Annotated in this window: 4 protein-coding genes; 3 read left to right on the top strand and 1 reads right to left on the bottom strand. The window is 63.0% G+C overall.

The features are described from left to right. Nucleotides 1–58 precede the first annotated feature (58 nt). From N4J17_RS11575 to N4J17_RS11565, 3 genes are all read left to right on the top strand, one after another. On the top strand, nucleotides 59–3157 hold the full coding sequence (locus N4J17_RS11575) for an efflux RND transporter permease subunit (RefSeq protein ID WP_198323341.1): 3099 nt from the start codon (nucleotides 59–61) through the stop codon (nucleotides 3155–3157). 262 nt (nucleotides 3158–3419) lie between these two features. Next, entirely contained in the window at nucleotides 3420–12137 is an 8718-nt protein-coding gene (locus N4J17_RS11570) for a type I polyketide synthase (RefSeq protein ID WP_198323342.1), read from the top strand. A 315-nt stretch (nucleotides 12138–12452) separates the two neighbouring features. After that, entirely contained in the window at nucleotides 12453–14375 is a 1923-nt protein-coding gene (locus tag N4J17_RS11565; protein ID WP_277458577.1) for a putative bifunctional diguanylate cyclase/phosphodiesterase, read from the top strand. Between the two features lie 270 nt (nucleotides 14376–14645). Here N4J17_RS11565 and N4J17_RS11560 read toward each other — a convergent pair whose 3' ends face one another. Next, nucleotides 14646–15035 carry an exosortase system-associated protein, TIGR04073 family gene (locus N4J17_RS11560; protein ID WP_198323344.1) on the bottom strand — a complete coding sequence of 130 codons (390 nt, stop codon included), beginning with the start codon at nucleotides 15033–15035 and terminating at the stop codon, nucleotides 14646–14648. Nucleotides 15036–15275 lie beyond the last annotated feature (240 nt).

The raw sequence follows: 15275 nt of genomic DNA, 5'->3' as shown, positions 1-15275 counted from the left end.
TTCTCAACCTTCAGTCCGACAGGCTGCTAGAGACCCCAGCTCTCCGTCGCCTCATCCGATGATCGATTCCGTCATCCGCTCTGCCCTGCAGCAGCGTCTCGTCGTCGTGATCCTCACCTTGTGCCTGCTGGGCTTCGGCATCGCCGCGATGCAAGATCTGTCGGTGGATGCCTTCCCCGACGTGACCAATGTCCAGGTCCAGGTCGCGGCGGAGGCGCCGGGGCGCTCGCCCGAGGAGGTCGAGCGCTTCGTGACAGTGCCACTGGAAATCGCGATGACCGGCCTGCCGGGCCTGACCGAGATGCGTTCGGTCAACCGCAACGCCCTGTCCCAGATCAACCTGGTGTTCAGCGACGACACCGACGTCTACTTCGCCCGCCAACTGGTGCTGGAGCGGCTGATCGAAGCGGCTGCCCAGCTGCCGGAAGGCATCACGCCAGTGCTGGGGCCGGTGTCGACCGGCCTGGGGGAAGTCTACCAGTTCACCCTGGAGCGCCCGGACGACGGCGACCGCGCCCTGACCGAGCAGGAGCTGACCGAGCGCCGCACCATCCAGGACTGGGTCGTCCGCCCTCTGCTGCGGGGTGTACCGGGCGTCGCCGAGATCAACTCGATCGGCGGCTTCGAGCGGCAGTACCAAGTGCTCGCCAATCCGGACCGGCTGCGCCACTACGGCATCTCGCTCAAGGACATCTACACCGCCCTCGCACTCAACAATGCCAATAGCGGCGGCGGCAAGCTGCCCCGCTATGCGGAACAGTACCTGATCCGCGGGCTGGGGCTGATCGAGAACATCGAGGACATCCGCAACATCGTGCTCAAGGAAAGCGGCGGCACACCCGTGTTCATCCGCGACGTGGCCGAGGTGAAGATCGGCCACGCGGTGCGCTACGGGGCCGTCATCAAGAACGGGCAGACCGAGGCCGTGGGCGGCATCGTGATGATGATCCGCGGCGGCAACGCCAAGCGCATCGTCACGGAACTGAAGGAACGGATCCGTGAGATCAACGACAAGGGCATGCTGCCCGGCGGCCTAAAAATCGTACCCTACTACGACCGCACCACTCTGGTGGACGCGGCGATCCACACCGTGACCAAGGTGTTGGTCGAAGGCATCGCGCTGGTCGTCGTCATTCTGTTTCTTTACCTGGGCGACGTCCGTTCCAGCCTGATCGTGGTGGCGACCCTGGTGGTCACGCCGTTGGCGACCTTCATGGTCATGAACCGGTATGGCATCTCGGCCAACCTGATGTCGCTGGGTGGGCTGGCGATTGCCATTGGCATCATGGTCGACGGCTCGGTGGTGGTCGTGGAAAACACCTTCCGCCACTTGGGCGAAATGAAGGACACCGGCGAAACCAAGCTCCAGGTGGTGCAGCGCGCCGCCGCCGAGGTCGGCACGCCGGTGCTGTTCGGAGTCGGCATCATCTGCCTCGTGTTCCTGCCGCTGATGACCATGACTGGCCTGGAAGGGAAGCTGTTCGCCCCGCTGGCCTACACCATCGCCATCGCGCTGTTCATTTCGCTCATCGTCTCGCTGACCCTCTCGCCGGTGCTGTGCGCCTACCTGCTCAAAGGCGGGGCCGAGCACGACACCCGCATCATCGCGGCGATGAAGCGCCCCTACCTCGCCCTGCTGCGGGTTGCGCTCGGCCGGCCGCGGACGGTGGTCGCCACGGCCCTGGCCTTGCTGGCCTCGAGCCTCGCGCTGTTCCCCCTGCTCGGCACCTCGTTCATTCCCGAAATGAAGGAAGGCTCGATCGTCACCGGCATCAACCGGGCCCCCAGCATGTCGCTGGACGAATCGATCAAGATGGAGACAGAGGCGATGCGGCTGGTCATGCAGGTGCCGGGTATCGAACGCGCCGTGTCGCAGCTCGGCCGCAGCCAGAACCCGACCGATACCCAGCCGGAAAACGAGTCCACTCCCATCCTTACCCTCAAGCCGAAGGACGCACTGCCGTCGGGCTGGGACCAGGACGACGTGATGGATGCTCTGGCCGAGAAGCTCAAAGTGCTGCCCGGCGTTCAGGTCGTGATGTCCCAGCCGATCTCGGACCGGGTCGACGAGATGGTCACCGGCGTACGCTCGGACGTCGCCATCAAGATCTTCGGCGATGAACTCGAGATGTTGAAGCGTAAAGGCGATGAAATCATCCGGGTGCTCAATTCGATCCGGGGTTCGGCGGACATCCGGATGGAGCGGGTCAGCGGCCAGCAATACCTCACCATCGATATCGACCGCTGGGCCATCGCCCGCCACGGCATCAATGTGCAGGACATCAATGACATCATCGAAACCGCGATCGGAGGGCGCGGCTCGACCCAGATCTACGAGGGCGAGCGGCGCTTCCAGGCTGTGGTGCGGTTCCCCGAGTCCTTCCGCAGCAGCCCCGAAGCCATCGGCAAGATCATGCTGCGTTCCCACCACGGCGCGCTGGTGCCGCTGGAACACCTGGCGGAGATCCGGCTGACCGACGGGCCGGCCCAGATCAGCCGGGAAATGGCCAAGCGCCGCCTGGTGATCGGCGCCAATGTGCGCGGCCGCGACCTGGGCGGTTTCGTGGCCGAAGTGCAGAAGGCCGTCAGCGAAAAAGTCAAGCTGCCCGAGGGCTATTACCTCAAGTGGGGCGGCCAGTTCGAGAACCTGGAGCGCGCCATGGATCGCCTCCTCGTCATCATTCCGATCACCATCGCGGCGATCTTTTTCCTGCTGTTCCTGCTGTTCAATTCACTGCGATTCGCCAGCCTCATCATTCTGGTCCTGCCGTTCGCTTCCATGGGCGGGATTTTTTCCCTGTTCGCCTCCGGCGAATACCTGTCGGTGCCGGCCTCGGTCGGCTTCATCACTCTTTGGGGTATTGCGGTGCTGAACGGCGTCGTCCTGGTTTCCTATATACGGAGCCTGCGCGAAACCGGCATCGATCGCGAAACCGCCATCGTCGAAGGCTGCAAGCGGCGTTTCCGTCCGGTCATGATGACGGCGACGGTCGCCATGCTGGGCCTAGTGCCATTCCTGTTCGCCACCGGCCCCGGCTCGGAAGTCCAGCGGCCACTGGCCATCGTCGTCATCGGCGGTCTCATCACCTCGACTCTGCTGACCCTGGTGGTTCTGCCGACCTTGTACCAGTGGTTCGAAGACCGCGCCTCACCATAGCCTGCGGCGATAACCCTGCCGGAGAAACCTCGACCTTCTGCGGCAACACTTTTGTAACTCCCTTTATTCCCCATGACTTCCCTTCCCATACGGGGACTATCGGCTCCTTTGCCGTATGTTCCTTGAATTCCTCCGCATTCTTGTTACGTTGAACTTCGAGGCAGCTCTTCTCGCTGCATTCACGTCTCGACGTTCGACCGTAAGGCGGCGTCATGTCCATTGCCCAATCCTGGGCAGTTCTTTTTTCAGGAGGAAATACCCAATGCGTACCCAAACCGCACAACCGATCGCCGTCATCGGCATGGCCTGCCGCTATCCCGGCGCTGGAAACCTGTTGCAACTGTGGGAAAACATCCTCAGTCGCCGGCAGCAGTTCCGCGAAATTCCCGATGTCCGGCTCCCACTCGCCGATTATTACGACCCCGACCCCGCCGCGCCCGACAAGACCTATGGACGCAAAGCCGCCGTCCTTGACGGCTTCGAGTTCGATCCCGGCGCCTATCGCATCCCCAAATCGACGTTCGATGCCACGGATATCGTCCATTGGCTTTCCCTGGCCACGGCCCTGGAGGCGTTGAACCATGCCCGCCTCAGCCCCGACGACCTTCCGAAGGACACAGCCGGGGCGATCATCGGCAACACCCTGACAGGCGAGGAGACCCGCGCCGGCACGATGCGCCTGCGTTGGCCCTTCGTCCGCAAGGTGCTGCGAAAAACGGCGCAGGCGCGCGGACTCCCCGACGATCTGATGCGAGAATTCGAAACTGCGATGGAAGACATCTACAAATCGGTGTTCCCACCGGCCAGCGAAGACACGCTGGCCGGCGGCCTGGCCAATACCATCGCCGGCCGTATCTGCAATTACCTCGACTGGCACGGCGGCGGGTACATCGTTGACGGAGCCTGTTCGTCCTCGCTGCTGGCGGTGGCCACTGCCGCCGATTATCTGCACCAGGGCAAGATGGACCTGGCGATCGCCGGCGGCGTCGATGTGAGCCTCGATACGCTCGAACTGATAGGCTTCGCCAAGGCCACTGCCCTCACCCGCGACGAAATGCGGGTCTACGACCGGCGCGGCAAGGGATTCATTCCGGGGGAGGGCTGCGGCATGGTTGTGCTGAAACGGCTGGAGGACGCCCGCCGGGACGGCGACACGGTCTATGCGGTATTGCGCGGCTGGGGTGTGTCGTCCGACGGCCGCGGCGGCATTACCGCGCCCAGCGCGAAAGGTCAGAGTCTGGCGCTGCTGCGCGCCTACCGGGCTGCGGGCTATGCCCCGCAGACGCTGGCATTCGTGGAAGGCCACGGTACCGGTACTGCCGTGGGCGACCGTATCGAACTCGAAGGCGTGGCCGGCGCCCTGGCCGCCTACGGGGCGGTCGAGGACCACTCAGTCGGTATGACCTCGTTCAAGTCGATCGTCGGCCATACCAAGGCGGCGGCCGGCATCGGCGGATTCATCAAGGCAGTCCTTGCGGTCAACCGGCGTGTGGTGCCGCCCACCGCGGGCTGTACCGAGCCGCATGCGAGCTTCGCCGATTCGGCGCGCGGACTTTACCCGGTGCAGGAAGGGCAGATCAGAGAGCCGGGCGAGTGCCTGCGCGCCGGCGTGTCCGCTATGGGGTTCGGCGGGATCAACTGCCACGTCACGCTGGAAAGCGGTGACCCGCCGTCCCCGGAAATTGCACCCTCCCTGCCGGAGCGGGTCCTGCTGGCCAGCCGTCAGCATACGGAAGTTTTCCCATTCTCGGCCGCCGATCCGCACCTGCTGCGTCAGACCGTATGTGAGTTCCGCCGGCAGATCAAAGGGATGGCGGTCGGAGAGCTGGTCGATGCGGCCGCCCAGGCAGCGACTCTGGCCGACGACCACCCCTGGCGGGCGGCTGTGGTCGCCGGCTCGGTCGAAGAGCTGGAATCCCGGCTCGAACTCCTGGAGCGACAGCTGGAGCAACAGACCCCGGCGGTGGGCAGCTTGTGGCAAGGGGATCAAGTTTGGATCGGCCATGCCGTCGCGCCCCAGCGGGTCGGTTTCCTGTTTCCGGGTCAGGGCTCCCAGCAGATTGGGATGGGCCGAGGTCTAGTGGAGCGTTTCGAATGGGCGCGCGACACCATCGCACGCGCGGACGCCGAAGCCGCGGCCTCGCGTCCCAAGGACCCGGACGGCCACTTGAGTCGGCTGTACCTGCGCCCCACTGAGCGCGATCCGGCGAAAAAACTCGAACCGGCGTGGATGGCGGAGCTGACCGCCACCGAAAACGCCCAGCCGGCGATCTGCACCGCATCCCTGCTGTGGCAACAACGGCTGGAATCGCTCGGGATCCTTCCTTCCGTAGTGGGCGGACACAGTCTGGGCGAACTCACCGCGCTGGCCGCGGCCGGCGCGTATGACGCAGCCACGCTCATCCGCCTGGCAACGCAGCGGGGGCTCGTCATGGCGGCTCCGGAAGGCGAGGCGGGCGCGATGGCCGTGCTGGCCTGCGACGCCGCGACCGCTGAGGCGATCCTGTCCCGCCAAGAGCACGGCTATTGCGCGATCGCCAACGTCAACGCACCGTCACAGATCGTGATTTCGGGTGAGCGTGCGGCGGTTGCCCGTGCCGTCGAGCTGGCGAATGCCGACGGTATCCGCGCCAGCATGCTGCCGGTATCCAATGCTTTCCATTCGAAGCTGGTCGCAAGCGCGGCGGAAAACTTCCGGCGCAGCGCCGACCTTCCCGCCCGCTCCAGCGACCTGACCGTCCGGGTGTTCTCCAGCATCGACGGCAACGAAATCACATCCGGCGTAGACTTGCGTGCACACCTGTCCCGCCAGATCGTATCGCCGGTGAATTTCACCCGTCTGCTGGAGGCGATGTCGGAACATTGCGACTGGCTGGTGGAAGTCGGGCCGGGCCGGGTGCTTTCCGGACTGGCGCAAAGCCATGGCAACGGGCGCGTGCGCCCCTGCCTGCCGGTCGAAGGGAGACCAGGACGCGACGCCGATTTCAATGCGGTGGTAGCCGAAGCCCATGTCCGCGGACTCGCCCTGCGCTGGGAACGCTTGTACGAAAACCGGCTGATCCGGCCCTTCGTACCCGCCTCGGCACGCAAGTTCTATGTCGCCCCCTGCGAACGTGAACTCGGTGCCGTCCCCGCGGCCGACGGCAACCGGCCAGTCCTCAGAGACGGCCGGCTCCGCCGCATCAGTGAACGAACGGCCTCCGATCTGGCCCAGTTGTCGGAGACGCTGACGGCGGCCTTCCGTGATGCCGTTCACGCCGATCACGCCACCGTGTTGTTGTTCGAGCAGAGCGAGCAGGCCTTGCGGGTCGTCCTGCCTTTCGACGCATTCGCCAACCGGCTGAGCGCCGCCGACGGCATCTTCGCCGACGTGCTCCGGTCCGGAGAGCCGGAGGCTATCGAAATCCTCGGGGAAGATCCCCGCGTCCAGGCCGAGCTCGAGGCCCTCGGCGTTCCGCCGGCATGGACCGCACTGTACGTGCCTTTCCCCAGCGGCGCCGGCCACCCGCTCGGGCTGGTTCGCGTAGCCCGACGGCCGGGCGAGCCTTTCACGCCCATGGACGCGGAAATCCTGGCCGAACTTGCAGCGATCGCCGCACCCGGCCTGATCCAGACCTACCTGGCCGAACGCGCCCGCGAGCTGGAGGGAATCGAAACGCTGCTGCACCGCGTGGTGGCCCGGGAAACGGTGGACCCGCACCCGGAGGCGATCATCGGTAACCTGGTGGAATCGGCCAAGGACAGCCTCGGGGCCGAATACGGCGCGCTCCTACTGCACGATCGTGATACCGCCACCCTCTATCCCGCCTTCGGCACTGCGGCCGAAAGTCTAGGTCTGAGCGCGGAGCACGGCATTGCGGGGGAAGTTTTCACCAGCCGGCGCTCCCTGCATTTGGCCAATGCCCATGCCGACCCCCGTTTCCAGCCCGCGCTCGACCGCCTGGCCGGCGTCAGAACCCGCGCGGTGGACTGTGTACCCGTCCTGACCATGCAGCAACTGCCCCTGGGCGTGCTGCTGCTGATCAACCGCCGGTTTCCGGGCAACCGGGACTACCTGACCGAGCTGGGCCTGAGAATCGGAGCACTGCTCGCCAACCGTCCGTTACTCGATCGCATGCGGTCCATCTCGCAGAATCTCAAGGGCGAACTCTTCGCCGATGTCCAGCCCGCCATCGTGAAGCACCGGCCTGAACCGGCGGCCGCAGCGCCTGCATCCGCAGGCACAACGGCCGCTTCGGCACGCGACGTGGTATTGGCGCTGCTGGCCGAACGTACCGGCTTCGCAATCGACACGTTGAAAGACGAGGCCCGCCTGATCGACGACCTGAACCTGGATTCGATCAAGATCGGCACCCTGCTCGGCGATGCCGCGATCCGCCTGGGGGTGCAGGGAAAGATCGATCCGATGCAGGTGAACACCGATACCGTCGGCAGCGTCGTCGCCGCTTTCGATGCCGTAGCGCTGGCACCTGCCGTGGCCTCTCTCCCGCCGGTCTCGGCGATGGACCTGGTACTCGACCTGGTCGCCGAGCGCACCGGGTTCAGCCGTGACTGCCTGGCACCGGACCAGCGACTGCTGGATGATCTCAACATCGACTCGATCAAAGCCGGCGCGCTGCTGGGCGACTTGATCCTGGCCACCGGCACCCAGGACCGGATCGAAGCCGCACCCCTGGCCAATGCGACGCTGGCAGAAATCGCTGCGGCGCTCGAGACAGCGACCAGCGGCGAGGCCGCACGTTCCGAACCGGCTGCGGCAGCCGCCACGGTACCCGTCAAACGCCTGCGCTGGGTCCGGGCGTTCCGCAAGTCGCGAGTGGCCGCCCCGCTCTTTTCGCCTTCTGACGCGAACGAACCACCGGCCGGCGAATGTCTCGTCCTGCTCCCCCAAGCCGGTGCATCCTTTGCGGAACCTCTTGAACGACGCCTTGCCGCCAAGACAGTGAATGCGGGCCATCTGGACGAGGCCGATCTCCCAGACGGCACCCGCCGGCTGGTGATCGTGCTGTCAGAGAACCCTATGCCGCGCACCGGTGCGATCGCCGACTCGGGTATCGACGAACTGGCCGTCATTCACGAACTGGCTCGACGGACTCCGACCCTTTGGCGGAACGTGAACAGTGTCTTCTTCCTCCAGCGCAGCGGCGGCGGAGGGCCGGGAGGTGGAGCGACCAGCGCCTGGTCGTTCGCCGCCAGCCTTTCGCTGGAGCGGCCGGAACTCGAAGTCGGGGTGCTCGATTTCGACCCCGCCCTGGCGGACGATTTCGTCGCTGATCGGGTGGCGGCAGAACTGCGCGGGCAGCCCGGCTACAAAGCGGTGGAATACGACCCCGAGGGCAAGCGATGGAGCCGCTGCATTGAGCTGATCGAACCCGAAGACTGCACCCCGCGCTCGATCGAATGGTCGGCCGAAGATGTAGTGCTGGTCACTGGCGGCGGCAAAGGCATCACTGCGGAATGCGCACACGCCTTCGCCCTCGAGACCGGCGTCCGGCTGGCTCTGGTCGGACGTTCGCCAGCGCCGCAGCCAGGCGAAACCGGAGAACTCGCCACGACCCTCCAGCGCTTCGCCGAAGCGGGCATCGACTGCCGCTACTACGCCGCCGACGTCGCCGACCTCCAGGCGATGGAACGGCTGATCACTGTTATCCGCAGTGAAATGGGACCGGTGACCGGGGTGATACACGGTGCCGGCACCAATACCCCGCGGCCCGTGGCCCAGGTGTCGGCCGAACAGGCCCGGCGCGAAATCGCGCCCAAGCTGACGGGTGCCGAGAACCTGCGGGTCCTGTTCGACAACCATCCGCCCAAACTGTTTGCGGCACTGACCTCGATCATCGGGGTCACCGGGATGATGAACAACGCCTGGTATGCCTATTCGAACGAGGCGGTGGCGCGGCTGCTGGACGGATTCGCGCAAGCGCACCCGGAAACGGCGGTGGTCTGCCACGCCTTCAGCGTATGGGAGGAGGTCGGTATGGGCGTGAAACTCGGCAGTGTCCGCCATCTGAGCCAGTTGGGCATCGACGCGATCCCGGTCGCCGAGGGTGTACGCCAGTTCCTACGCTGGATGCGCACGGCGCCGCCAACGCGGGAAGTGATCGTGGCCGCCAGTGCCGACGGCCTCGCCACCTGGGTCCGTCCTCCGCTGGCCGAAATGACGCCCCCGGCCGGCCGCTTCCTCGGCGAAGTACAGCGCTTCGAGGCAGGGATCGAACTCATCACCCGGGTGAGCCTCGACACCCGGCACGATCTGTATCTGACCGACCATGACTACCGCGGCTCCTTGCTCCTGCCCACGGTCATGGGGCTCGAAGCCATGGCCCAGGCGGCGCTGCGAGTCGCCGGCGATGCCGGGGCAGAAGTGGTGCGGATCGAGGACATCCGGCTGGAACGGCCCATCGTGGTGAGCCGGGAACGGCCGCAGCGCATTGAGATCCGGGCACTGGCACTGGAACGTAAGGAGGTTTCCGATCCGGTCGTTGTGGAAGTCTCGATCCATGCCGAACAGAGTGGTATGGAACCGGCCCATTTCGCAGCCCGCTTGGTATTGGGCCGGCGTCGCGAAGCCGCGCCGGGAGAAACCGCCCTGCCGCATCGCCAATTGCTGGGCCTCGTACCGAAGGTCGATCTCTACGGCGGCGTCCTGTTCCAGGGGCCGTTGTTCCAGCGTATCAGCGGCGTGGAATCACTCGACGACCGCCATGTCGTCTTCGTGACCGAAGCTCGCGCCGAGACGATCCGTAACCCCGAAGGATTCTCGGATGCGGTGCGTGCCCCGCTGGTGCTGGGCGATCCGTTCTACCGCGACACGTTGCTGCAAGCTGGGCAACTCACGCTCACCCCTGATGTCTGCCTGCCTGTCCGAATCGGCCGAATCAATCTGTACCGCTCGCTATCTGACGGCGGAGTCTACCGGGCGCACGCCGAAATAACCCAGCGTAACGGTCGCCGAGTGCTGGCTGACGTGGTCGTTTACGATGGCGACGACCGGATCGTTGAACGCATCGAAAATTATGAAGTCCAGATGCTAGAGCGTAGCGCCAATCTCCCCACACCAGCCCAACTGTTGGCGCGGGCGGCCTCGGCGGATGACCCCTCCTTGCAGGAAAGGGCGGATCGGCAAGCCCGGAAGTTTGGTCTGTCCGCCCCTTATGTAACCATCCGTAAGATTCCGGAACTGCACGCGCGCAAGCGCGACGAAAGACGGACGTTAAGTCTCCCGGTTTTTCATGCCGCCATTCGGGGGGCCGGACGTCGCTTCGCGGTGGACACGTCGCACCTCGACATAGGCTGGCTGGAAACCGGAAAACCAATACTGGTCCGACTGCCATGCCCTCCGGAAAGCAGAACGGAGCGCGAACTCGCGGAAATCGGGGCAGCTGTGACACCGCTGGAAATCTCGTTGAGCCACGATGATGAAATGCTGCTTTGTGTTGCCGGCGTGGGCTTTCAAGGCTGCGATCTGGTGGGAGCGATCCGGCGTAGCCGCGAACAGTGGCGCGCAATGCTCAACGCCAACCTTTTTTCCCTTGTCCAGCGCCTCGAAAGCAGGGGTGAATTACTGAACGAGGCCGGATCGCGGGTCTGGGCAGCGCTGGAAACGGCCATGAAAGCGCTGAACACGCGTGATGTCACCCTGGACATCGAAGCCATAAAAGCAGATGGCGTGCTGTTTCGCGCCACAGACAAAGACGTCCGACTTTGGATTGTGAGTTTCCCCCTTGTGAGCGAGCGGGATGGGCAACGCATGGTGGCCATGGTCGTCGCCGGTACCCCAGTGCTTGAAGAGAAAAATATGGTCGTTTCGGAGTGCGAAGACACATCCGAAGCCACGATAACCAAAGCAGTTCCGGTAACGATGATGCAACCCGGGCCAACGATAGAGAACGACGAATCCTGGCTGCGCTGGCTTAAAGCTGGGGGCGATCCCTCGGATATTCTCCGCGTTGAACCCCATATCACTGGGCAGGATTCCGACCAACGCATCGCTTTTCGTTTCCCCCTCGCATTCAAGGACGGCGCCAATGCCGATGGAACGCTTTACTTCTCCCGTTATTTCGAATGGATGGGGCGAATCCGGGAAATGGCGCTGCGGCCGGTCTTGAGCCGGCTCACCCACGAATTTACCTCGGGTGAGCATGCCTGGGTAACCAACCGCTCCTGGGCGGTAATCGAAAAGCCCGTCCGCCCTGGCGAAATCATCGAGGTATCCTGCCGCTTCCTTGGCCGCAATGGTCCTGCGAACGCGACGATTGCCGTCGGCTTCGAATGGCACCGCGTACCAGTTGACGGGAACCCGGAGCGCATCGCGACCAGCGAGATCCAGATGACCTGGGCCAAGGTCCTGTCACATGGTGTCGTCGTGCCCGCACCTTATCCCCCTTACCTCGATGGCTTCTTCCGCGAACTCGAAGTAGCCCGGGAAGATCACGGAGAGAAGGACCAGACCAGCTACAGCCGGTCAACCGAACTCATTGGAACCGCCTTGTGGCGCGCAAAACCGGGGCCGGCCGGAAGCGTCTTGCTTGCCGAGCAAACTGTTGCCACATCCCCGAACGACGCGAATCTGGTGGGGAACATCTACTATTCAAAGTACTATGAACTGCAGGGAATGCTGAGGGACGGCTATTTTTACGGTATCGTTCCGGACGCCTATCGAATCGGAGAAGCGCAGGAAGGTCTCCGGTGCATCTTCACCGAGATTCGGCACCTCCGGGACGCGATGCCGTTCGATACCATCAAAGCCCGGATGTCGGTCGCGGCGATCCATCAAAAAGGGGTTCTGCTAGCATTCGACTTTTTCCGGGTACTGCCCGGCGGCAAATCGGAAAAACTCGCTACCGGCACGCATGTGGCAGCCTGGAGGATGTCGACGGAAGGGGCTGAGATCACGAACCTGCCGTCGCTGTTGCGCATCCAATTGCTCAAAGTGGTTAGGGACGAGATACTGACGGCGCCGAGCAAATCGGCTGCTTGACGGAAATGACCGCTTGAGCTGCTCCTCCCCTCTCTCCGAGAGGGGAGCCCGATGGCGAAGGCGAATGGGTACAATGGTAATCCTCGGGAGCCATCCTCCATGGGAACGAGGCGCAAGCCCGTCTCAAAATCCTGGAAGTTCAGGCCGATATCTGAATCGGATCGGACCACGGCCGGCTGTGGTGGTGAGGGCGCTACAATACCATTGGCTTGTTCACGGAATCGCCCGATAAGCATGGGAGCGGCACTCGGCAACACAGACGCCCTGCCATCCGACAATCCCGAACCGCACGAGCAGAAGAGCAGGAATTTTAGAGTGACGCTCATCATTCTCTTGGGAAAATACCTGTGGATAGCCGGCATTCTGGCTTCCGTAGTGATGTCCGAAGCCGTGACCGCAGCGATGGGGCTGCTCCTCAAAGGCGAAGTCACTTATGACTATCTGGCCACAGGAATGGTGGCTGCGCTTTTCGTATCAGCCATCATGGTCACCGCGATCATGAAAATGGAGGAACTGGAGCGGCACCGCCAGGAGGAAGTGGCCAAGAACCGCGCGCTCCGGGCCAGCGAACGGCGCTACCGCACCTTGATCGAGGTCGCCAACGACGCCATCCTCGTTACCGATTCCGAGACAGGAACCCTGGTCGACTGCAACAGGCAGGCCGAGACACTGCTGGGAATGTCACGCAACGAGATCATCGGCCGGCACCTGAGCAATCTCCACGAAACCAGTAAAGATGCCGACGGTGCGGAAACGGATTTCCTCGACCGCATGCTGCATGGCAAGGACGGAACCGTCGAACTGTCGCTGGTCAGAGCCGACGGCACCACCGTGCCGGTGGAAGTCAGCAGCAGCGCTTTCGAAATGGATGGACGACGCTATGTCCACGGCGCATTCCGCGACATCACTCAGCGAAAGGAAGCGGAAGACCGGATCAAACATCTCGCTCATCACGACCCGCTCACCAACCTCCCCAATCGTGTCTTCTTGCACGGACGTCTCGAACGGGCGATCGAATTCGCCCGACGGGCGCGCAAGCAGGTCGCGGTGATGTTCATCGACCTGGACAACTTCAAGCGAATCAACGATACCTTGGGCCACCGGATCGGCGATGCGCTGCTGGAAGAGGTTGCGGGGCGGCTGACCGAAAACGTCCACGGCAACCAGGTGGTCGGACGGCTGGGCGGTGACGAATTCATCGTCGTGATCACCGCCAACAAGGTCTCGACGACCGCGGCAGCCACGGCGGAGCGAATCCTGGAAAGCCTCTGCCGCCCTTACATGGTCGAAGGCTATCAGTTGCACTCCGGCGCAAGCATAGGCATCGCCGTTTACCCCGCCGATGGAAACAGCGCGGAGACACTGATGCAGCACGCGGACGCTGCGATGTATCATGCCAAATCCCGAGGAGGGAATACCTTCGAATTCTTCAGCCAGGCCATCAACCGCGGCGTCCGAGAGCGGCTCGAAATCGAAAACGGCCTGCGTGACGCATTGAAACACGGGGGCTTCAAACTCCATTACCAACCGCAGGTCGATCTAGCCACCGGCTCCATCTGCAGCGTCGAAGTGCTGCTGCGATGGCGCCATCCGGTGCTTGGCGTCATCAGCCCCAACCGGTTCATACCCATCGCCGAAGAGACCAAACTCATCCTGCCCTTGGGACTGTGGGTCATCGACCGGGCATGCCATCAACTGAGAAGCTGGCGGAACGACGGTATCACGGACGTGCGCGTGGCCATCAACGTTTCCGTGAAACAGTTGCAGGATGAGTCATTTTTCAAAGCCCTGAGTTCCATCGTCAAACGCCACGGCCTATCCGGCCCCGATATCGAACTCGAAATCACCGAATCCGCCATTATGGAAAATCTCAGCCGTGTTCAGGCCATATTGAAAGCACTTCAGGATTACGGGATCACGCTATCCATCGACGATTTCGGGACCGGCTATTCCTCATTGGGGCGACTCAAACTATTGCCCATCCAGAGTCTGAAAATCGACCGTTCCTTTGTTCAGGACATCGAAACCGATCACGGTAACGCCAAGATTTGCGACGGCATCATCGCACTCGGCCACAGCCTTGGACTGAAAATCATCGCCGAAGGCGTAGAAACGGAAGCTCAAAAGAACCTGCTGCAAAACTCGGGGTGCGATGCGATCCAAGGCTTCCTCATCGCCAAGCCGCTGCCTGCGGATGAGGTTGCTGAACTCATTACGCAATTGAACGGGACGACTTGAATGGGCCTGTTTGTGACCGTCACCGGCTCCCATCCTGAAACGAGTGCACGATGACGGTTTTCGACCGTCACGAATCCGTTCGAGACCCGGTTTTCGCTCGGCGATGGAAAGACACGGATCCACGCTCCCACTGGCCAGGGGATCCCTTCACGACATGCTCGGGATGCCATACCGCGACGAGTCGCTCTGATGAATCAACCCGCCGCGTATTCCGCCCTTACGCCCATACTGCCGGTTTAGAACGCAACGGCAAAACGGCCGGGCTCATCGTCACTTCGAGGATCGCCGCTTGGCAGGATCGAAATAGCCGTATTGCGTTTCCTGGTCAAATCGATCCCAGACATACACGGGTTCGCTCGACGGCGCTGTGGGGATGGGAAAAGTCACCACATCGAAAACACCGGACAAGGTCCGGCCGAGGGTATGGCCGAGACCTTTTACGAATCCAAACGGAATGAATGCCGGCCCGTCATGGCTTGCCGCAATACCCACCCCTTTCACCATTTCGACCCACCCCAAAGAGGTATTGGCCAGACCCCGTCCGAATTTGTCTCCGGCATCGCCAGCATAATTGGCCCAGTCGTCGCCATAAGACTCAAGCGACATCGATCCGAGAGCCAAACCGAGTATTGCAGCACGTGTAGCGTCATAGAGTTTCATGATTTCGATCCTCACATAGTCCGGTGAAGCACCGTATTTTGGAGCGAAGCCCAATGAACGCTCAAGTACTTTTCCACCCCCGAAGCATAGGCCGCCAGACACAATGCTGTCCGGTCAGAAGATCTTGGAGTCTTGATCGCGGTTGACCGCTTGCGCCCGGGTCACATCCGTTCGCGACGGGGCTAGCCGGTGTCGCTCGACGCAAAAGGCACGGCACAGTGACTCCTTTCTCCCGCCGAG

It is taken from the genome of Methylococcus capsulatus, from assembly GCF_036864975.1.
In the GTDB taxonomy this organism is placed as follows: domain Bacteria; phylum Pseudomonadota; class Gammaproteobacteria; order Methylococcales; family Methylococcaceae; genus Methylococcus.
The sequence above is the reverse complement of the archived record's forward strand: the minus strand, read 5'-3'. Positions and strand labels throughout refer to the sequence as shown.